Below are 19751 nucleotides of genomic sequence, written 5' to 3'. Positions count from 1 at the left end.
TTGTGTCCCATGCGTGGATGAGGGCGGCTGTGGCCGCCCTCGCGGCTACGGCTATCGCCGTGGCGGCCGGTTGCGGCGCCACCAGCCACAACGACGGCAGCGCCAGCTCCGGCGCACCGAGCGTGTACACCGCCGCGGCCAGCCAGGCCGTCGCGGAGTACACGGGCAAGCCGACCGCGTTCCCGGTCGACACGCCGCTCAAGACCAAGCCGACCGGCAAGACGTTCGCCTACCTCCAGTGCTCGACGCCGGCGTGCGCGCTGTTCGCCGACCTGATGAAGCCGACGCAGCAACTGCTCGGGTACCAGCTCAGGGTCGTCAAGGCCGGCGCGTCGGCCACCGAGGTGCAGAACGCGATGAACTCGATCGTCGCGCTCAAGCCAGACGGCGTGCTGCTGCCGGGCGCCGATCCCAACCAGTTCCTGTCGCAGCTCAAGCAGCTGCAGGCCGCGAAGGTTCCGATCAGCGCCAACGCGATCATCGACCCGGCCAAGTACGGCCTCGAGGCCGACTTCATCAACAACCACACCAATGAGCTGGCCGGCAAGCTGATGGCCGACTGGGCGGTGACGCAGGGCGGCGGCGAGGTGGCGTTCTACGGCGTGCCCGAGCTGTCGTTCACGCCGGTCGTGCGCAAGGGCTTCGAGCGCGAGTTCGCGCTCGTGTGCTCGTCGTGCAAGGCGCGGAACGTCGACATCCCGGTCGGCGATATCGGCAAGACGGCGCCGAACCGCATCGTCTCTGACCTGCAGGCGCACCCCAACACGAAGGTTGCCGTCTTCGCCACCGCCGAAGCCGGCACGGGCCTGCCCACCGCGCTGAAGTCCGCGCAGCTTCAGGTGAAGCTGATCGGCTTCGGGCCGCCGCCCGCGATCCTCGGCTACATGAAGCAGGGCCAGTGGGACGCGGCGGTCGGCGTCGACGGCTTCACGACCATTTGGGCGCAGGTCGACGCACTGGCGCGCATGGTCGCGGGCGAGCCGCTGACCGCCGGCCAGAAGCAAGGGCTGCCGCCGATTCAGATCCTCACCGAGCGCGACATCACCTTCGACCCGACGCAGGGCTGGAAGGCCTATCCCGATTTCGCCGACCACTTCGCCCAGCTGTGGGGGACCACCCGATGAAACTCGCGTCCTTCCAAGCTGCCGAGGGCGTGCGGCCCGGTGTGGTCGTGGGCGACCAGCTCGTCGACCTCGCCGCCGCCGACCGCGGGCTGCACGCCCCGTGGGCGGAGCTCCTTGAGCGCGGCGAGCTCGACCGGGTGAGCGCGATCGTCGCGTCGGGCGAGCACCGGATCGCGCTCGACAGCGTCCGCCTCGCGCCGCCGGTGCAGCCCCGCAAGTTCTTCGCGATCGGCCTCAACTACGCCGACCACGTGGCCGAGTCCGGGCAGCCGATGCCCGAGCACATGACGGTCTTCATCAAAGCCTCGAGTTGTGTGACGGGACCGTATGACCCGATCCAGCGGCCCGCGGTCTCGGACTTCCTGGACTACGAGGGCGAGCTCGGGTTCGTGATCGGCCGGCGCTGCCGGCATGTCAAAGCGCAGGACGCCGCAGACGTGATCGCGGGCTACGTGATCGTCGACGACGTCAGCGTGCGCGACTGGCAGATCCAGACGCCGCAGTGGTCGCTGGCCAAGTCCTTCGACACGCACGGACCGATCGGCCCGTGGATCACCACGCCCGACGAACTGGAGGATCCGCACGCGCTGGGCATCCGAACGTACGTCAACGGCGAGCTGCGCCAGCAGTCCAGCACGGACCAGCTGATCTTCGACTGCTTCCGGCAGGTGGAGATCCTCTCGCAGGCGTGCACGCTCGAGCCCGGCGACGTGGTCGCCACGGGCACGCCCGCGGGCATCGCCGCGGCGATGGAGGGTCGCCCGTGGCTGAAGCCGGGCGACCGCGTGCGCGTGGAGATCGACGGGCTCGGGGCGATCGAGAACGAGGTCGTCCAGGAGCGGATCACGACGGGGGAGCGGGTGCTCGCGGCATGAGGAGGAGTGACATGAACATCGACACCGACGTGCTCGTGGTCGGCTACGGGCCGGTCGGGCAGACACTCGCAGCGCTGCTCGCGGGTGCGGGCCACCGCGTGGACGTCTACGAGCGCTTCTCGTGCTTGTACGACCTGCCACGCGCCGTCTACTTCGACGACGAGATCATGCAGGTCTGGCAGTCGCTCGGCATCGCCGGCGACCTGGACGTCCTGCCGATCAACACCTACGAGTGGTTCGGCGCGGATGGCGACACGATCCTGCGTATGGAGCACCCGAAGCTCGGTCCGTCGGGCTGGGAGCCCGGGTACCTCTTCTACCAGCCGACCCTGGAGCGCGCGCTCGACCGCCGCGTACGCTCACTGCCGACCGCCACCGTGCACTGCGGCTGGAGCGCGGAGTCGCTTGAGCAGTTCGACGACTATGTCGAGGTGACGCTGCGGCGCGTGCGCGAGCCGCGCGTCGGCGAGCTCGAGCCGACGGACGAGACCACGACGGTCCGCGCACGCTACGTGATCGGCGCCGACGGCGCGAACTCGGTCGTGCGCGCCGCCGCCGGCATCGCGCTCGACGACCTGGGGTTCGCCGAGCCGTGGCTCGTCGTCGACCTGCGCCCTGACGACATCGACGCGCTGTCCTCGATCCCCGCGCCGTGCCAGTGGTGCGATCCCGTGCGTCCGCACATGCACACCCGCAACGGTCGTTCGCACCGGCGCTTCGAGTTCATGCTGCTCCCCGGCGAACGGCCCGAGGACTTCGCGGACGAGGCCCGCGTGTGGTCGCTGCTGGCCCCGTGGTTCACGCCCGACGACGGGACGCTCGTGCGCCAGGCGGTCTACGAGTTCCGCGGCCGGCTGGCGACCACCATGCGCGCCGACCGCGCGCTGTTGGCCGGCGACGCCGCCCACACGATGCCGCCCTTCATGGGTCAGGGGCTGTGCTCGGGTGTGCGCGACGCCGTGAACGTCGCGTGGCGGCTGGACCTCATCCTGCGCGGCGTCGCTGACGCGGGGCTGCTTGACGGCTACACGACCGAGCGGCGCGCGCAGAACGAGTGGATCGTGAACCTGTCCACCGAGATGGGCCGCGTCTCGTGCACGCTCGACGCGCGTGCCGCCGCCGACCGCGACGCGGCGCTGCGCGCCGCGGAGGTCCCGCCGACGCTCGGCCTGCCTCCGCTAGCCGACGGGACGCTCGCCACGGGCCGCCCGCTGGCCGGCCACCGCGCCGTCCAGGGCGTGGTCCGCATCGACCGCCGGGAGGGCCGCTTCGACGACGTGTTCGCCAAGCACTTCACGCTGCTCACCCGGCATGCGCCACAGCTGTCGCCGGCGCACGTGGAGTTCCTGGATCGCCTCGGCGCGCACGTGATCGCCTTGCACCAGCTCGAGGACCTCGACGGGCGGCTGACCGCCTGGTTCGACGCGCACCGCATCGAGGCGGTCGTCGTGCGCCCGGACGCGTACGTCTTCGGCGCCGTCGCGTGGCCCGACGAGATTCCCGCGCTGCTCGACGACCTGCTTTCCCACCTGCCCACCATCGATTCGAGGATCACCGCCGATGTCCGCTGACGTCATCCATCCCAAGTTCCATCACGTCAACTTCAAGACCACCCGCCTGCCCGAGATGATCGACTGGTACTCGACCCTGGTTGGGGCCGAGGTCCTCTTCCAGTACCCGCTCGGAGCGTGGCTGTCCAACGACGCCGCGAACCACCGGATCGCGCTCACCGCGTTCCCCAATTTCGTCGAGGACCCGGACAAGGACTCGCGCACCGGGCTGCATCACACGGCGTTCGAGTACGACGGCTTCGAGCAGCTCAACACGAGCTATCTGCGGCTCAAGGACGCCGGGATCGTCCCGGACTTCTGCCTCGACCACGGCATGACGTTCTCCTACTACTACCGCGACCCGGATGGCAACCACGTCGAGCTGCAGGTCGACAACTTCGGCGACTGGGCGAAGTCGGCCGCGTGGATGCGCGAGGCGCCTGAGTTCCACGAGGACCCGATCGGCAGGTTCGTCGACCCCGATCGAGTCGCCGACGCCTACGCGGCGGGGGCGACGTTCACCGAGATCCACGCGCGGGCGATGGCCGGCGAGCTCGCCCCCGACACGCCGCCGCTGCAGGTGCCGCAGGTCGAGGCGTAGATGCCCGTCGTCGTCTGGATCTCCGGCGCGTCGTCGGGCATCGGCGCCGCGCTGGCCGCGTCCGTGCCCTACGACGGCGCGCGCGTGCTCGGCATCAGCCGCCGGCCACCGCCGGTCGGTGAGCACGTCGACGCGGACCTGTCGGACCCCGCGGCCTGGGCGCGCGTCGCGGCGCACTTCGAGCAGGTGCTCAGCGGCGCCCACACTGCGGTGTTCCTGCACATGGCCGGCGTCGCGACGCCCATCGGGCCCGCCATCGGGGCCGATGCCGACGCCTACACCGCCGCCGTGCTGGTGAACTGCGCCTCGGGGCTGGTGCTCGGCAAGGCGTTCCTGGACGCGTGCCGGACGGCCGGCGCTGAGGCGACCCTCGTCGTCTGCTCGTCTCCGGCGGCGGCGACGCCGGTGTACGGCGCATCCCACTACGGGGCGGGCAAGGCCGCGCTTCAGTACTGGGCGGCGACGGTCGCGACCGAGGTCGACAGCCGCGTCCTGTGCGTCGTGCCCCACGCGGTCGACACGCCGATGGTCCGGGGGACGATCGCCCAGCCGCCCGGGGTCACGCCGATCTCCGACCACCTGCGGACCGCCGCCGAGCGCGGCGCGCTCGCGACGCCCGAGGCGACCGCCGCGCAGATCTGGAGCCTCGTGCTCGACGAGACGACGCCCGAAACCGCCGTGCCGGTCGGCGCGGTGCCCACGGAAACGAGGATCACGACATGACCGCGATCACAATGACCGACCTCGTGCTCGCCGAGCGGCGCGGGGCGGTCCTCGTCCTCACGCTCAACCGCCCTGAACGCCTGAACGCCTGGACGGATGCCCTCGAGGAGCGCTACTACGAGCTGCTCGACGCCGCAGAGGACGACCCTGACGTCCGTGCCATCGTCGTGACGGGCGCCGGGCGCGGCTTCTGCGCGGGCGCCGACCTGAGCGACCTCGAGCGCGGCGCGACGACCGACGAGGCCGAGGCGCAGCTGCGCGACCGGCCGCGCCCGCGCTCCTTCCCGCTGACCGTGCGCAAGCCGATGATCGCGGCGATCAACGGCGCGGCCGTCGGGCTGGGGCTCGTCGAGGCGCTGTACTGCGACCTGCGCTTCGCCACTGCCGAGGCGAAGCTCTCGACCACCTTCGCCCGGCGCGGGCTCGTCGCCGAGTACGGCATCTCGTGGCTGCTGCCGCGCCTGGTCGGCCCGAGCCACGCGTTGGACCTGCTGCTCTCGGGCCGCGTGATCTCCGGCGAGGAGGCGCTGCGGCTCGGGCTCGTCGACCGCGTGAGCGAGCACGTCGTCGACGACGCCGTCGCCTACGCCGCCGAGCTGGCCGCGCACAGCTCGCCGTGGTCGATGGCGACGATCAAGGCGCAGGTTCAGGACGATCTGGAACGTCCGTTCACCGAGGCGTTCGCCGCCGCCGAGGAGCTGATGCTCGCGTCCTTCCGGCGAGCTGACGTCCAAGAGGGCGTGCGCAGCTACCTCAAGCGGCGCGCGCCCGAGTTCCCGTCCCTCGACCCCCGGACGCCATGAACTTCGAGCTCACCCACCGCGCCAAGGACCATCTGGAGCGCGTCGCGGCGTTCATGGACGAGCGCATCTATCCCGCCGAATCGATCTACGAGGAGCAGATGCGGGAGTCGGGCAATCCGCACTTCCACCCGCCGATCCTTGAGGAGCTCAAGGCGGAGGCGCGCTCGCGCGGCCTCTGGAACCTCTTCCATCCCGATCCCGAATGGGGCGCGGGGCTGACGAACGCGGAGTACGCGCCACTGGCCGAGCTGATGGGGCGCTCGCCGCATCTCGCGCCGGAGGCGATGAACTGCAGCGCCCCCGACACGGGGAACATGGAGGTCCTGACGCTCTTCGGGACCGAGGAGCACCAAGAGCGCTGGCTCCGTCCACTGCTCGCCGGCGAGATCCGCTCCGCGTTCGCCATGACCGAGCCGGCGGTCGCCTCCAGCGACGCCACCAACATCCAGACGCGCATCGAGCGCGACGGGGACGAGTACGTCATCAACGGCCGCAAGTGGTGGACGTCCAACGCGCTGCACCGGAACTGCCGGGTGCTGATCGTGATGGGCAAGACCGATCCGGACGGCCCGGCGCATCGCCGGCAGTCGATGCTGGTGGTCCCGCTCGACACGCCCGGCGTGACGATCGTGCGCGGCCTGCCCGTGTTCGGCTACCAGGACCGCGAGGGCCACGCCGAAGTCCTGTTCGAGGACGTGCGGGTGCCGGCGAGCGCGCTGCTGGCCGGCGTGGGCGACGGGTTCATGATCTCCCAGGCGCGGCTCGGCCCCGGGCGCATCCACCACTGCATGCGCTCACTCGGTATGGCCGAGCGGGCGCTCGACCTGCTCTGCCGGCGGGCGCTGGAGCGCAGCACGTTCGGCAAGCCGGTCGCCGAGAACGCCAACGTCCAGGACTGGATCGCCGAGGCCCGGATCGAGCTCGAGATGGTGCGCCTGCTCACCATGAAGACGGCGTGGCTGATGGACACGGTCGGCAACCGTCACGCCCGCGTGGAGATCGCGGCGATCAAGGTCGCCGCGCCGCAGGTGGCGCTGAAGGTCATCGACCGCGCGATCCAGGTCCACGGCGGCGGCGGCGTCAGTGACGACTTCCCGCTGGCCTACTTCTACGCCTACCAGCGCACGATGCGGCTCGCCGACGGTCCGGACGAGGTGCACAAGCGCACGATCGCCCAGCGCGAGCTGCGCCGGTGGGCGCAGTCCGTGGAACGCCCCGCTGAGCTGGTGTCGCGATGACCGGCGAGCTCACGGGCCGAACGGCGGTCGTCACGGGCGCCTCGCGCGGCATCGGGCTGGCGGTTGCCGCCGCGCTGATCGAGCGCGGCGCGAGCGTGGTCCTGACCAGCCGCAAGCGCGAGTCCGCCGACGCGGCCGCAGCCACGCTCGATAGCGAACGCGCCGCGGGCTACGCGGCGCATGCGGCCGACGAAGAGGCGGCCGCCGGCTGCATCGCGTTCGCGATCGAGCGCTTCGGCAGCGTCGACATCTTGGTCAACAACGCGGGCATCAATCCGGCGTTCGGTCCTGTGCTCGACCAGGACCACGCGCGCTTCAGCAGGACGATCGACACGAATGTCTGGGCCCCGATCCTGTGGACCCAGGCGGCGTGGCGCGCGTGGATGGGTGAGCACGGCGGGACGGTCGTCAACACCGCCTCGCTCGCGGGCTTGACCGTCAGTCCGAACCTCGGCATCTACCACCTCACCAAGGCCGCGCTGATCCACCTCACCAAGCAGCTCGCGCTCGAGCTTGCGCCGAAGGTGCGCGTGAACGCGGTCGCTCCAGGCATCGTGCGCACCCGCCTCTCGGAGATGCTTTGGAAGGACCAGGAGAGCGAAGTCGCGGACCTGATGCCGCTGGGCCGCATCGGCGTCCCCGCCGACGTTGGCAGCGCCGTCGCGTTCCTGGCCTCCGATCAGGCCAGCTGGATCACCGGGGAGACGCTCGTGATCGACGGTGGCCAGATGCTGCAGATCGCGCAGGCCGACGCGGAGCGGGCGGCATGAGCGCGATCGCGGTCGTCGGGCTCGAATCTGCGGCCGTGAGCGAGTGGATCCTGGGACTGGATCTGGACGCGCGAGGACCGCTGCGCTTCACGCGCGCGGGCAACGGCAAGTCCAATCTGACCTACCTCGTCACGGACGCGGCCGGGCAGAGATGGATTCTCCGCCGGGCGCCGGTCGGGCCGCGGCTGGCGTCCGCGCACGACGTCGCGCGCGAGTGCCGCGTGTTGCGGGCGCTCGAGTCGACGGCGGTCCCGGCGCCGGCTGTGCTGGCGTTCACCAACGACGCCGAGGTCAGCGAGGCGCCACTGCTGCTGCTGGCGTTCGTCGACGGGCAGGTTCCGGGCGAGGTGGGTCTGGATCCCGCCGCGTGCTCGCGGCTGACCGAGGCGCTCATCGCCTCGCTCGCGCGCGTGCACGACGTCGACCTGCGGGCGACCGGGCTCGACGACTTGGCGCCGCACACGCCCTACGCGGCGCGCCAGCTCAAGCGCTGGCGCCGGCAGTGGGAGGCATCCCGCACGCGCGACCTGCCAGCCGTCGAACGGTTGGCCGATCGCCTGGAGGCGGCAGTGCCCGAGCAGCGAGAGCTCGCGCTCGTCCACGGCGACTACCACCTGCTCAACGTGATCGCCGCGCCCGGGGGCGAGACGATCCGCGCGATCGTCGACTGGGAGCTGTGCACGTTGGGCGACCCGCTGGCGGACCTCGGCGGCCTGCTGGCGTACTGGCCGCAGGATGCAGACGCGCGAGCGTGGACGGTGCCGATCCAGCGCGCGGCGGGTTTCCCGCCGCCGGCGAAGGTCGCCGAGCTGTACGCGGCGGCGACCGGGCGTGACCTCGACGCGCTTGGGTTCTGGCACGCGCTCGGACTGTGGAAGGTCGCGATCATCTGCGAGGGCGTGCGCCGGCGGGCGCTCGACGACGAACGCAACGCGGCCCGAACCGGCATACCGCCGGCCCACGCGGTCGAGGACCTGATCGCGCGAGCGGAGGTACTGCTGTGAAGCTCGACGGACGCACGGCGCTCGTCACGGGAGCGAGTCAGGGCCTCGGGAAGGCGATCGCACTGCGCTTCGCGAGCGAGGGGGCCATGGTCGTGCTCGCCGCTCGCTCGCTCGAGCGGCTGGCCGAGACCGCCGAGGACATCGAGGCGGCCGGAGGCCGCGCGCTGGCCGTCCCGACGGATCTGCGCGAGCCGGCCGCGATCGACGCGCTCGCCCAGCGCGTCGAAGCCGAGCTGGGCGGCATCGACGTCCTCGTATCAGGCAGTGGCATCGCCGGGCCGACCGCCGAGCTGTGGAACGTCTCGCCGGAGGAGTGGGACGAGACGATCCGCGTCAACCTGACCGGGACGTTCCTCACCTGCCGGGCCCTGCTGCCGGCGATGGTGCGACGGCGGGCGGGAAGCGTCGTCGTGATCGGGTCGACGACCGGCAAGCGGCCACTGTTCGGCCGCACGCCGTACGCCGCGAGCAAGCTCGCGCTCGTCGGCCTGGTGCGCACGCTCGCGGCCGAGCTCGGGCCGCATGGCGTGCGCGTGAACCTCATCTCGCCGGGCGCGGTGGCAGGGCCGCGGATCGAGGCCGTGATCCAGGCGCAGGCCGAGGCCGCGGGGACGACGTACGAGGCGACGCTCGCGCAGTACGCCAAGGAAGCGCCGCTGGGGCGGTTCGTCCCGCCCGAGGACGTGGCGGCCGCCGCGGTGTTCCTGGCCGGCGACGACTCCCACTCGATCACCGGAGAGGACCTGAACGTCTCCGGTGGCCTGGCGATGTACTGACCACGACTCCAAGAGGAGCTTGAATTGAACCTGGCGCTCAACCTCAGCCGGTCCGCCGCGGACCGGCCGGACGGGCTCGCCCTCTCATGCGGCGAGACCCGTCTCACTTATGCGGACCTCGATGCGGCCAGCGCCGGCGTGGCCGCCCGGCTGCGCGCGCTCGGCTTGCGCGACGGCGACACCGTCGGCCTGATGCTGCCCAACGTCCCGGAGTTCGCGATCGCCTACTACGGAATCCTGCGCGCCGGCGGTGTGGCTGTGCCGATCAACGTGCAGCTCAAGCCGCGCGAGGTCGCGTTCTACCTCAGCGACCCGGCAGCCCGGCTCGTGCTCGCGTGGGATGGATGTGTCGACGCCGCGCGGGCCGGCGCCCGATTGGCGGGCGCCGAGTGTGTCGTCGTGGAACCGGGCTCGCTACCGGCCGGCGCCGCCGGCGACGCGGTCGCGTCCAAGGCCGGCGAGGACACAGCGGTGGTCCTCTACACCTCGGGCACCACCGGCACGCCGAAGGGCGCCCAGCTCACCCACGCGAACCTCGCCCGCAACGTCGAGGTCTGCCTCGACCTGCTGGGCCTCGGGTCCGAGGACGTGGTCCTCGGCGCGCTGCCGCTGTTCCACAGCTTCGGGCAGACGTGCGCGCTGAACGCCGCGGTAGCCGCCGGCGCCGCGCTCGCGCTCGTCCCGCGCTTCGCCGCGCCGGCCGCGCTGGAGACGATCGAGCGCGAGCGCGTCACGGTGTTCGAAGGCGTGCCGACGATGTACTCGGCCCTGCTGCACTTCGCCGATCGCGAGGGCTACGACGTCACCAGCCTGCGCCTGTGCGTCTCCGGCGGGGCGGCGCTGCCCGTCGATGTGCTGCACGGCTTCGAGCGCGCGTTCGGCTGCGTCGTCCTCGAAGGCTACGGCCTGTCGGAGACGTCCCCGGTGGCGTGCTTCAACCACCGCGACCACGAGCGCTTGCCCGGGTCGATCGGCACGCCGGTCGCGGGTGTCGAGATGCGGATCGTCGATGACCGCCGGAGCGAGCTGCCGCCCGGCGAGGCCGGCGAGATCGCGATCCGCGGCCACAACGTGATGAAGGGCTACCTGAACCGCCCCGACGCGACGGCCGAGACGATCGACGCCGACGGCTGGTTCTACACGGGTGACATCGCGCGCGTCGACGCCCAGGGTCGCTACTTCATCGTCGACCGGAAGAAGGACCTGATCATCCGCGGCGGCTACAACGTCTACCCGCGCGAGCTCGAGGAGGTCCTCTACACGCATCCGGCCGTGGTCGAGGCGGCGGTGATCGGCATCCCACACCCCGAGTTCGGCGAGGAGGTCGGCGCGGCCGTCGTGCTCAAGCCGGGGAGCGAGGCGACGGCGGGCGAGCTGCGGGCATACGTCAAGGACAACGTCGCGGCGTACAAGTACCCGCGGCACGTGTGGCTGGTCGACGCGCTGGCGAAGGGGTCGACGGGCAAAGTGCTCAAGCGCGCCGTCACCGTGCCGTCGGAGGTCACCGCCGTGCTGATGACCGGGGTGGGGTCATGACCGTCGCGACGGTCGACGGACCCCCGACCCGCGGCGCTCGCGCGGCATCGCGCGCCGCGCTGGACGTCATGCTCACGGACGCCGCGATCGAGCCCGGCGCCCGGCGCCTCGTGCAGCCCGTCGCGACGCTGCGGCTCGGCAGCGCGCTCGCCCGCCGGCCGCGCCGTGTCGCCCGGCGACTCGGCGCATTGGGCGCCGACCTCGGCCGGATCGCAGCGGGCGGGTCCGACATCGTGCCGCGCAAGGGCGATCGCCGGTTCGGCGATCGCGCCTGGTCCGACAGCTGGGTGTCGCACCGGCTGATGCAGGCCTACCTCGCCATCGGCGGGACCGTCGACGGCTTGGTCGACGACGCCGCACTCGATTGGCGGACCGACCTGCGGGCGCGGTTCGTGCTCGACAACTTGCTCGACGCGCTCGCCCCGACCAACTTCGCACTCAGCAACCCGCAGGTGCTCAAGGAGACGCTCGATCGCGGCGGCGCGAACCTCGTCACTGGCGGGTTGCGGTTCGCCCGCGACGCCGCCCGCGGCCGCCTGCCCGCGATGGTGGACACCAGCGGGTTCGAGGTCGGTCGCAACCTCGCCGTGAGCGAGGGCGCCGTGGTCGCGCACACCGAGGTGTTCGAGCTCATCCACTACCGGCCGACAACCGCCGAGGTCTACGAGACGCCGGTGCTGGTGGTTCCGCCGACGATCAACAAGTTCTACATCGTCGACCTGGCGCCAGGGCGGAGCCTGATCGAGCACCTGGTCGCCCAGGGTCACCAGGTCTTCTGCATCTCGTGGCGCAACCCCGACGCGCAGCAAAGCCACTTCGACTTCGACACCTACGCGCGGGCGGTGCAGGAGGCGCGCGACGCGGCCGCCGAAATCGCGCGACGCGACACCGTCAACGTGATGGCGGCCTGCTCCGGCGGGATCATCACCGCGGGCCTGCTCGGCCATCTCGCTGACGAGGGCCGGCTCGGCGAGATCGCGAGCCTGACGCTGCTCGTGTGCGCGCTCGACAACGCGCAGGCGGGCACGACCGAGGCGCTCGCGACGCGGCCTGTGGCGGCGGCGGCCGTGGCCGAGTCGGCACGGCGCGGCTACCTCGACGGCGACGCGCTGGCGAGCGTGTTCTCGTGGTTGCGCCCGAACGACCTGATCTGGAACTACGTCGTCAACAACTACCTCCTCGGGAAGGAGCCACCCGCGTTCGACATCCTCTACTGGAACCAGGACACGGTCCGCATGGCCGCCGGCCTGCACCGCGACTTCGTGATGATGGGGCTCGAGAGCGCGCTGGCGACCGCGGGCGCGATGCGGGTGCTCGGCAGCGACGTGGACCTCGGGAAGGTCGACCGCGACACGTACATCGTCGCCGGGTCCAACGACCACATCGTCGATTGGCGCAACGCCTACCGCTCCACGCAGCTGCTCGGCGGCGACAGCCGCTTCGTGCTCTCCACCAGCGGTCACATCCAGGCGCTGATCAACCCGCCGAGTCCGGACAGCCGGTCCAGCTACCGGATCGCCGACTCCAACCCACCGGACCTCGCCGACTGGGAGGCCGCGGCGACGACGCAGCGCGGGAGCTGGTGGCCCGACTACATCGCGTGGCTGCAGGCCCGCTCCGGCGGGCGCGTCCCCGCGCCCAAGCGGCTCGGCAGCCGCGCCCACAAGGCGGTCGCGAAGGCGCCGGGCACCTACGTGCAGGCGGCATGACCGAGCCCGTACCGATCGGGCGCTGGTGGGGCGACCACCTCGCCGAGACCCGGTGGATCCTCGAGGCGACGCGGCTCAGGGTCGATCCCGTCTTCCTGGGGCGCGACATCCCGCGCGGTGACGGCCGCGGCGTGGTGCTCGTGCCCGGCTTCGGCGGCGGCGACTACACGCTCGCCACGCTCGCCAGCTGGCTGCGGAGGATGGGCTATCGCCCGGCGGTCTGCGGCTTCGTGCTGAACGCCGACTGCTCGGAGCGGTCGCTCGAGCGCGTGGAGCGGCGCGTCGCCGCCCTCCACGCACGAACGGGTCGCCGAGTGGCGGTCATCGGCCACAGCCGCGGCGGGCACTTCGCGCGCGCGGCGGCGGCGCGCCGCCCTGAGCTGGTGTCCCACGCCATCTCGCTCGGCGCGGACCTGCAGGAGATGTTCCACTGCAGCGCTCCGATTCTGGCCGCCGTAGAGGGCACGCGGCGCGTGCTGCTCACGACCGGGCGCGCGCGGCAGCCGGAGTGCGTGACCTCCCACTGTCCCTGCTCGTTCACCGCGGCGTTCAGAGCGCCGTTCCCAACGGACCGCGTGCGCTTCACCAGCGTCTACTCCAAGCAGGACGGCGTCGTGCGCTGGCAAGCGCAGCTCGTTCCCGACGCCGACTGCGTCGAGGTGACAGGTAGCCACGTGGGGCTGATCTTCAACCGCCAGAGCTACCGGGTGATCGCCGAGGCGCTCGCCGCACCTGAGGTGATGCCATCGCGTTGAAGGCCGCTGCAGAGCTGCTGACGGCTGCGGCCTGCGCCTCGCGCACCTGGCGGGCGAAGACCTGTTGCGTCGTGATCGCGCGCTGCGGCCGGCCGCGGCCGATGAATGAGACGGTCCAATCGAACAGGGCGGTCACGCGATTCTTGAAGCCGGTCAGCGCGTACAGATGAACGCCCATCCACAGCAACCAGGCCGGGTACCCCCAGGCCCGCAAGGGTCCGATGCTCGCGATCGCACGCGAACGTGAGATCGTCGCAAGCGTGCCCTTGTCGCGGTAGCGGAACGGCCGCTCGGCATCGTCGCCGCGCAGCCTGCGGACGATCGTCGCGGCGGCATGGCGGCCAGATTGGATCGCAACCTGGGCGACGCCGGGCAGCTCGTCGAGCTGCATCAGGTCGCCGATCACGAACACCTCGGGGTGCCCGGGCAGCGTGCAGTCCGGATGGACGTGCACGCGGCCGGTGCGATCCGTGCGGGAGCCTGCCGCCCCGGCGACCAAGCGGCCCAAAGGAGACGCCTCGACGCCCGCCGCCCAGATCTTCGTGGCGGCCTCCAGCCGCCGCAGACCCGGTGCGGAGGCGTCGGTGTCGATGCCCGCGGCGTCGACACCCGTGACCCGGGCGCCGAGGTGGAGCTCGACGCCCAGCCGTTCGAGGTCGCGGGCGGCGCGGCGCTGCAGTGACTCCGGGAAAGCGCCGAGGAGCGTCGGCGCCGCGTCGAGCAACACGATTCGTGACTCGGCGGGATCGATCCGGCGGAAGTTGCGGCGCAGCGACCGATGCGCGAGCTCCGCGATCTGACCGGTGAGCTCGACCCCGGTCGGCCCGGCACCTACGACGACGAACGTCAGCCAGATCCTGCGCAGTCGCGGATCGGGCTCGCGCTCGGCCATCTCGAACGCCCCGAAGATCCGCCCGCGCAGCTCCAGCGCGTCGTCGATCGTCTTCATCCCGGGCGCATCCCACGCGAAATCCGGGCGGCCGAAGTAGGACTGCTGTGCCCCGGCCGCGAGGATCAGGCTGTCGTAGGAGACCTCGCTGCGCACGCCAACCGAGTCGATGGTGAGCCGGCGCGCGTCGAGGTTGATCGCCTGCACCTCGCCGAGCAGTACGCGAGCGTTGTGCTGGCGCCTGAGGATCTCCCGGATCGGCGGCGCGATGGCGCCCTCGGAGAGGATGCCGGTCGCCGTCTGGTACAGCAGCGGTTGGAACAGGTGATGGTTGGTGCGGTCGATCACGGTCACGTCGACGTCGGCGCGCGCCAGCGCCTGGGCGGCGAACAGGCCGCCGAATCCCGCGCCGACGATGGCGACGCGATGCCGCGAGGAAGGTTTGGTGGCTTGCATCTGACGCCCAGTCTCGTGGGCGAATAGGTGACGCGGCGTCATGCAGGTTGCGGTATTTGACCCGTGCCCGCGCGCCGGCGCCATTCACGCAGGCGATGCCCTGTCCCGAGGAGGACGAACGTCGCCGCGATCGGGGGCGTCGCCGGAACGAGCGGGAAAACCGCGAGGAGCAGGCCCCACGCCGCGGCGAGCAGCGAGAGCGTGATCGCCGCCCGAGGCTGCGCCGGCTCGCCCGCGACGGCGCCGCCGAGCGCCCCCGCGAGCGCCAGATCGGGGTAGTCGATCGTGAGTGACCCGGCCGCCGCGTGGGTGAACTCAGGGCCGTGGAAGTGCGCGCTCGCCGTCGCCATCGAGCCCGCGGCCCTCCCGCCCAGGCCAACCGTGAGCAGGAGCACGTCGACGGCGGACATAAGGATGACGCCGGCGAGGAGCCATCTTCCCGGCACCAGCCGTGTCAGTGCGACACCCAGCGACATGGCTCCGAGCGCCGTGATCAGGGTGGTCGTCAGCTGCTCTGCCGTCGCGCGCGACACCGCAGCCACGACCAGGAGCTCGAGCGCGCACGCCATAAAAAGCGCCTTTGGCGTGCGCGCGATGCCCACTAGTGCGACGATCGCCAGCGCCGGTGTCGCGATCGCCGCCGCCATGACGAGCACGGTCGCCAGCGAGGGATTCCACAACGGGAGGAACGTCCCGATCACGATCGCGCCCGGCAGCACCGCCGCCCACACGGGCGAGCGCAGCCGGCGTAGCGGTGCCAGCGCACCAGCGCGAGGCAACGCGACGAGGACGCCCTCGAGCATCGCCAGCGCGAGCAGCCCGGTTGCCTCGGACGCGGTCATCGGGAGCTCACGACATCGTCTCGACGGGACGCCGGACGATGCGACGGTTCGCGGGTGCGTTCATCCGGCGCAGGCTCTCCACGGATCACGTGAGCGCACATCGCACCGATTGCGTGATCGCCGATCAGTTCGCGCGTCGGCACCGCCGGTCCGAGGAGATCGCCGCCGGCAAGCGAACTGCCGCCCGCCGCGCTCTCGGTATGGCCGGCTTGCAGTGGTGTCGCTCGTGCCTCGATGCGTCAGCGCGAGTACTCAGCTGCTGCCCTCCCGCCCCGCTGCCCTAATCATCCGAAGCGAGAGTCTCGAAGATCCACTGAAGGAGCGCGCTCACCGCCCGTCCGGGACGGCAGACAGCCATCGGCCAGTCGACGCGCCGGTCAGAGTGAGCGGACGCCTACGCCCGTCGAACGTGTGCCGATCGGCACCGCACAGCCACGAGGACGGGCAGGTCGATCACGTAGAGAATAAGCAAGAGACATCCGCTGCCCTCGAACGCTTCGCGGTGGTGGAGGTCGCGGAGCTGGAGAACAACGGATGCAGGACCACGGTGCCCGCTGTCGGGCTCGACGGCATGGCGGTACGAGATGTGTTTGAGGCGGCGGGAGGCGTGCTCGCCACGGTCGGCGCCCATGACGCCGACGGCGCGCGCTACACGCTCACGTATGAGCTCGGAGTCACCCTCACTGATCGCTGGTACGTGACATCGATCCAGGCGTTCCCATTTCGGCCATGATCGCCGCGGGCCTCCAGAGACTCCGTCGCTCCGGTTCGCCGAGGCGGCGGCCGCCGAGCTCCGGCGGTCACCCACCTCTGGGAGGGTCGCCCTCGCCTCCGGATTCGTGATCGGGCGAGGAGGGCGTCGTCCCCTCAGCTTCGCTGCTCTCTTCATCCTCGGCGATTGCGGTCGCCTGGCGTGGCATGGGGTCCGCGCCGTTCGGGCTCACGTCCGCCCATGGCGTGCCACCGGGCGGTTCCGTTGGCGCCACGGGTTTGACGACCGGCGCCGCATCCGCTTGGGGCGGCGTCGAGTCGCCGCCTGCCGGCGGCATGGAGGGTTCGTCGTTTGCGGCCGGCCCGCCCGCCGGTGTGCCCGTTACTTCGGCCGGTGGATGCTCGACGACCGCCCCGTCGGGAGCCTTGCCGTTCGTTCCGGCATCGTTCGTCTGAAGGGCGCCGGAGTTCGGCGCGAAAATGGTCTTGGCACCGATGGCCCCCAAGGCGGCGCCGATCAACGCCGAGACAGCGGCAAATCCACTCTCTCCCCACGAGGGATTCTTCGCCCAGAGGGCGTAGAGCGTCCCGTACGCGGTGGCCAGAGCGAACACCGTCGGCCCGATCCAGGACGGCTCGGTGACCGTGTCCCAGAACGCAAACCACGCGTGCTTGAACTTGCGCTCGAGCCTGCCCTTGGGCTTGTCCTTGTCGGGGTCCTGCAGCTGTAGGGCGCTGATTCGCGGGGTCACGTCCTTGTAGAGCAACGTGAGCACGGTGAGCGCGAGCGCCAGCAGCGCGCCCCAGGTGAAGAGCTTCCCGTTCTTCGCGTTGGCGGTGATCGCCACCGAGGCGCTCTCCACCTTGGCCAGGCCCTCGACCGAGATCGCTCCCGTGTAACGGCCTGCGGGAAGATCGGCCGGCGGCTTCAGGCAGACGCGGAACGTCAAGCGCTTCCCGTTGCCGGAAAGGCGCAGGACGCCAAAGGCCGGCTCGGGAAAGGTCACGGAGTCGGTGTCCTGGCCGACGCGGGTGATGTCCTCGGCGACGAGGCTGAGCGACTTGACTTCCGTGGCCGTCAAGGGGGGTGTGGCAGTGATCGCGAACACCACGCTCTTGGCCTCGCGGTCGGTGCCGAAGTTGATGACGCGCGACTGTGCGTTGGTGTCGGGCTGGAGTCGCACCGGCTCCTTGACGTCCGTCGTTGACTCCGGCGCTGCTCCGTTGGGCGTCGGGCATTGCTCACTCACCGCCGCGGAGGGGACAGCCGGGCCTGTCGCGGTCTTCTGAAAGGCGCCGGCCACTCTCGGCGCGCCGAGACCCAGAATGAGGCTGAGGCCGACGAACAGCGACCAACTCGCCGCTCGTCTGCCGGCCCTGGTCCGTGCTGTCCGGAACATGTGCGCCTCCGTCGAGGTGCCGCTCTGCGACTGCCCTATGAGCAGTCCTTGTTCACCACTGAACTCGACTCTATTCCTGCCGCGTCGTGCTCCGCAACCGCCGTTGGTCGCGTATCGCAGGCCTGCGGGGTCCGCGGCGCGTACGAGCTACGGGGGAGAGGATCAATTCGCTGACACACGTACCGTCTCGCGGTCAGACTTCCTCGTCCGCTGTTGATGGCGTCAAATCGTCGTTAGAGACTGCCGCGCGTCGGTGGGTGCCGCCTCGCACCTTGACCACGTGCGACTCGTCGAGCGCCGCACACGTTGCCCAGCCCTTCGGCAATCCCCTGACCGATGACCCGGCGCGTGTCCTCGCGGCGCTGACCGGCGCACCCACCGACATGCAACCGTGGGCTGCGGGACGTCCTGACGTTCCGCAGCCCCGCGGCGCCGTGCGGCCGTCACGTCCGTCGGCAAGATCGACAAGAAGTCGGGCCGGGCGCCCTATTGGGTCGATCGCGAGCGCGCGGTGAATAAGGCGTGACGAGCGATGCGATCATCGTGGGATGGCGCCGCAGTGTGGCTCTGGCCGCCGCGAGGCGGACGGTTATCAAATGCGAACCATGGAGGCAGGATGACCACGATCGGGATCGCGGGCGCGGGCGGCGAGCTCGGGCGCCGCGTCGCGGAACTCGTCCTGGCGACGACAGACCCGGCACAGGTCGTCCTCGTCAGCCAACTCCCCGGCGAGCTGGAGTACCTGGGCGAGCGGGGCGCGCAGGTGCGCGCCTGCGACTTCGACGCTCCTGCGACGCTGGAGGATGCGTTCGCCGGCGTCGATCGCCTGCTGCTGGTCTCCACCGACGCGGTCGGTCGACGGACCGCGGAACACGTGGCGGCCGTCCTGGCCGCGAAGGCCGTCGGTGTGAGCCATCTGGCGTACACCTCGTTGCCGAATGCCGGAGCCGTCGATCACCCGCTCGGCGTGATTGCCGTCGAGCACGCCGAGACTGAGCGCGCGATCATCGACAGCGGTCTTGACTGGACCTTCTTACGCAACGGTGTCTACGTCGACCCGTTGCTCGATGTCTGGGCGGATGCCGTGGCCAAGGGAGCGCTGGTGAACAACGCGGGCGACGGACGTACGGCGTTCGTGACCCGCGACGATTGCGCCGCCGCAGCTGCCGCGGTGCTCACCGGCGAAGGGCATGAGCGGCAGGCATACGACATCACCGGTCCCAACCTGCTCACCCTGTTCGATGTCGCCGCGCTGCTGTCCGACATCACCGGCCGCGTGGTCGAGACCGTGCGCCTCGACGACGACGCGTACGTCGCGCGGCTGGTCGGCGCCGGGGTCCCAGAGTCCTTCGCGCGCATCTCGGCCGAGTTCGGCATCGCGATCCGCAGGGGCCTTCTGGAGGCCCACACGGGAGCTTTAGAACGCCTCACCGGCCGCGCCGCAACGTCTGTCGCGGACTACCTCGCCGCCAATCGCGAGGCGCTCGCTCCCCGATGAGCGCGGCGATCGTGGTCGAACGGCGCTGCCATTGGTGGGCGCGCGGACCGCTGCAGCGGTTCGGGCGCGCTCAGCGTGAACAGGGCCCTCAGGTGGGCGTCATCGCCGTGAAATCGTCTCCGGAACCCACGTGGCGTCCGAACGAGAAAAGGTCCCGCAAATCGGGACCTTTTCTCGATGCGGAGGAGGGACTCGAACCCCCGGCACGCGGATGATGATTGCGGTGTGTGTTCGCTTCACTCCTGGCCCGAGCCCAGCTGGGGGACACCGAGGGGGACACACCGGTCGCTCTTGCGTCGGCGGGGCGGACAGGCGGTCGCAGGCCGGCTCAGGGCCGGGACCCGTATCTTCTACGTATGACGATGCCGACCGTTTCACGTACCCCACCGGGCACTCGAGCTCGTCCAGCGGGGGAGACCTCGGAGGCTCGGATCGCAAAAGCCCTGGCTCATCCGCTGCGCGCGCGCATTCTGCAGCGGCTGGGCGAGCGG

Annotated in this window: 18 protein-coding genes; 15 read left to right on the top strand and 3 right to left on the bottom strand. The window is 70.9% G+C overall.

The features are described from left to right. The first annotated feature begins 17 nt into the window (after positions 1 to 17). The 13 genes from OM076_RS41570 to OM076_RS41510 are packed head-to-tail and all read left to right on the top strand — an operon-like array spanning position 18 to position 13464. On the top strand, positions 18 to 1124 hold the full coding sequence (locus OM076_RS41570) for a sugar ABC transporter substrate-binding protein (protein ID WP_270046106.1): 1107 nt from the start codon (positions 18 to 20) through the stop codon (positions 1122 to 1124). Continuing rightward, positions 1121 to 1999: a fumarylacetoacetate hydrolase family protein gene (locus OM076_RS41565; protein WP_270046105.1), complete on the top strand. Its 879-nt coding sequence runs from the start codon at positions 1121 to 1123 to the stop codon at positions 1997 to 1999. Before OM076_RS41570 ends, OM076_RS41565 begins: the two co-directional genes overlap by 4 nt. 11 nt (positions 2000 to 2010) lie before the next feature. Next, on the top strand, positions 2011 to 3570 hold the full coding sequence (locus tag OM076_RS41560) for a bifunctional 3-(3-hydroxy-phenyl)propionate/3-hydroxycinnamic acid hydroxylase (RefSeq protein WP_270046104.1): 1560 nt from the start codon (positions 2011 to 2013) through the stop codon (positions 3568 to 3570). After that, the gene (locus OM076_RS41555; protein ID WP_270046103.1) at positions 3560 to 4150 is read left to right on the top strand and encodes a VOC family protein; all 591 of its coding nucleotides are present in this window, start codon (positions 3560 to 3562) and stop codon (positions 4148 to 4150) included. Before OM076_RS41560 ends, OM076_RS41555 begins: the two co-directional genes overlap by 11 nt. Further along, positions 4151 to 4873: an SDR family NAD(P)-dependent oxidoreductase gene (locus tag OM076_RS41550; protein WP_270046102.1), complete on the top strand. Its 723-nt coding sequence runs from the start codon at positions 4151 to 4153 to the stop codon at positions 4871 to 4873. It abuts the gene before it with no gap. Further along, positions 4870 to 5676 carry an enoyl-CoA hydratase-related protein gene (locus tag OM076_RS41545; protein ID WP_270046101.1) on the top strand — a complete coding sequence of 269 codons (807 nt, stop codon included), beginning with the start codon at positions 4870 to 4872 and terminating at the stop codon, positions 5674 to 5676. The genes OM076_RS41550 and OM076_RS41545 overlap by 4 nt, the downstream gene beginning before the upstream one ends. Beyond that, complete coding sequence (locus OM076_RS41540) at positions 5673 to 6914, top strand: acyl-CoA dehydrogenase family protein (RefSeq protein WP_270046100.1); 1242 nt, start codon at positions 5673 to 5675, stop codon at positions 6912 to 6914. The genes OM076_RS41545 and OM076_RS41540 overlap by 4 nt, the downstream gene beginning before the upstream one ends. Continuing rightward, positions 6911 to 7684, top strand: coding sequence for an SDR family oxidoreductase (locus OM076_RS41535; RefSeq protein ID WP_270046099.1), 774 nt, complete (start codon positions 6911 to 6913; stop codon positions 7682 to 7684). The genes OM076_RS41540 and OM076_RS41535 overlap by 4 nt, the downstream gene beginning before the upstream one ends. Then, positions 7681 to 8688 (top strand): phosphotransferase family protein, encoded by a 1008-nt coding sequence (locus tag OM076_RS41530; protein WP_270046098.1) that lies wholly within the window; start codon positions 7681 to 7683, stop codon positions 8686 to 8688. Before OM076_RS41535 ends, OM076_RS41530 begins: the two co-directional genes overlap by 4 nt. Beyond that, a complete protein-coding gene (locus tag OM076_RS41525) occupies positions 8685 to 9464 on the top strand; it encodes an SDR family NAD(P)-dependent oxidoreductase (RefSeq protein WP_270046097.1) in 780 nt (259 codons plus the stop codon). The genes OM076_RS41530 and OM076_RS41525 overlap by 4 nt, the downstream gene beginning before the upstream one ends. 24 nt (positions 9465 to 9488) lie before the next feature. Next, positions 9489 to 11000, top strand: coding sequence for a long-chain-fatty-acid--CoA ligase (locus tag OM076_RS41520; protein WP_270046096.1), 1512 nt, complete (start codon positions 9489 to 9491; stop codon positions 10998 to 11000). After that, positions 10997 to 12709: a PHA/PHB synthase family protein gene (locus OM076_RS41515; protein ID WP_270046095.1), complete on the top strand. Its 1713-nt coding sequence runs from the start codon at positions 10997 to 10999 to the stop codon at positions 12707 to 12709. The genes OM076_RS41520 and OM076_RS41515 overlap by 4 nt, the downstream gene beginning before the upstream one ends. Further along, positions 12706 to 13464, top strand: a complete 759-nt coding sequence (locus OM076_RS41510) for an alpha/beta fold hydrolase (protein ID WP_270046094.1) — start codon at positions 12706 to 12708, stop codon at positions 13462 to 13464. Before OM076_RS41515 ends, OM076_RS41510 begins: the two co-directional genes overlap by 4 nt. On the opposite strand, the gene OM076_RS41505 is transcribed toward OM076_RS41510, so the two are convergent. Together OM076_RS41505 and OM076_RS41500 are read right to left on the bottom strand one after the other, a co-directional pair. Then, positions 13397 to 14809: an NAD(P)/FAD-dependent oxidoreductase gene (locus tag OM076_RS41505; protein WP_270046093.1), complete on the bottom strand. Its 1413-nt coding sequence runs from the start codon at positions 14807 to 14809 to the stop codon at positions 13397 to 13399. The genes OM076_RS41510 and OM076_RS41505 overlap by 68 nt on opposite strands. Before the next feature lie 38 nt (positions 14810 to 14847). Continuing rightward, on the bottom strand, positions 14848 to 15651 hold the full coding sequence (locus OM076_RS41500; RefSeq protein ID WP_270046092.1) for a hypothetical protein: 804 nt from the start codon (positions 15649 to 15651) through the stop codon (positions 14848 to 14850). 505 nt (positions 15652 to 16156) lie between these two features. Between OM076_RS41500 and OM076_RS41495 the strand changes: the two genes are divergently transcribed. Next, complete coding sequence (locus tag OM076_RS41495) at positions 16157 to 16384, top strand: hypothetical protein (protein ID WP_270046091.1); 228 nt, start codon at positions 16157 to 16159, stop codon at positions 16382 to 16384. A gap of 67 nt (positions 16385 to 16451) precedes the next feature. On the opposite strand, the gene OM076_RS41490 is transcribed toward OM076_RS41495, so the two are convergent. Further along, the gene (locus OM076_RS41490; RefSeq protein WP_270046090.1) at positions 16452 to 17546 is read right to left on the bottom strand and encodes a hypothetical protein; all 1095 of its coding nucleotides are present in this window, start codon (positions 17544 to 17546) and stop codon (positions 16452 to 16454) included. 775 nt (positions 17547 to 18321) lie between these two features. On the opposite strand from OM076_RS41490, the gene OM076_RS41485 reads away from it, so the two are divergent. Continuing rightward, on the top strand, positions 18322 to 19260 hold the full coding sequence (locus tag OM076_RS41485; RefSeq protein WP_270046089.1) for an NAD(P)H-binding protein: 939 nt from the start codon (positions 18322 to 18324) through the stop codon (positions 19258 to 19260). Positions 19261 to 19751 lie beyond the last annotated feature (491 nt).

Source organism: Solirubrobacter ginsenosidimutans (assembly GCF_027587205.1).
This window is presented reverse-complemented; position numbering and strand designations above follow the sequence as displayed.

Bases quoted from the DNA above. Each gene is read 5' to 3' on its own strand.
- OM076_RS41515 (WP_270046095.1), top strand. From the start codon at position 10,997: ATGACCGTCGCGACGGTCGACGGACCCCCGACCCGCGGCGCTCGCGCG.
- OM076_RS41560 (WP_270046104.1), top strand. From the start codon at position 2,011: ATGAACATCGACACCGACGTGCTCGTGGTCGGCTACGGGCCGGTCGGG.
- OM076_RS41535 (WP_270046099.1), top strand. From the start codon at position 6,911: ATGACCGGCGAGCTCACGGGCCGAACGGCGGTCGTCACGGGCGCCTCG.
- OM076_RS41510 (WP_270046094.1), top strand. From the start codon at position 12,706: ATGACCGAGCCCGTACCGATCGGGCGCTGGTGGGGCGACCACCTCGCC.
- OM076_RS41500 (WP_270046092.1), bottom strand. From the start codon at position 15,651: ATGACCGCGTCCGAGGCAACCGGGCTGCTCGCGCTGGCGATGCTCGAG.
- OM076_RS41540 (WP_270046100.1), top strand. From the start codon at position 5,673: ATGAACTTCGAGCTCACCCACCGCGCCAAGGACCATCTGGAGCGCGTC.
- OM076_RS41545 (WP_270046101.1), top strand. From the start codon at position 4,870: ATGACCGCGATCACAATGACCGACCTCGTGCTCGCCGAGCGGCGCGGG.
- OM076_RS41505 (WP_270046093.1), bottom strand. From the start codon at position 14,809: ATGCAAGCCACCAAACCTTCCTCGCGGCATCGCGTCGCCATCGTCGGC.
- OM076_RS41570 (WP_270046106.1), top strand. From the start codon at position 18: ATGAGGGCGGCTGTGGCCGCCCTCGCGGCTACGGCTATCGCCGTGGCG.
- OM076_RS41550 (WP_270046102.1), top strand. From the start codon at position 4,151: ATGCCCGTCGTCGTCTGGATCTCCGGCGCGTCGTCGGGCATCGGCGCC.
- OM076_RS41530 (WP_270046098.1), top strand. From the start codon at position 7,681: ATGAGCGCGATCGCGGTCGTCGGGCTCGAATCTGCGGCCGTGAGCGAG.
- OM076_RS41565 (WP_270046105.1), top strand. From the start codon at position 1,121: ATGAAACTCGCGTCCTTCCAAGCTGCCGAGGGCGTGCGGCCCGGTGTG.
- OM076_RS41555 (WP_270046103.1), top strand. From the start codon at position 3,560: ATGTCCGCTGACGTCATCCATCCCAAGTTCCATCACGTCAACTTCAAG.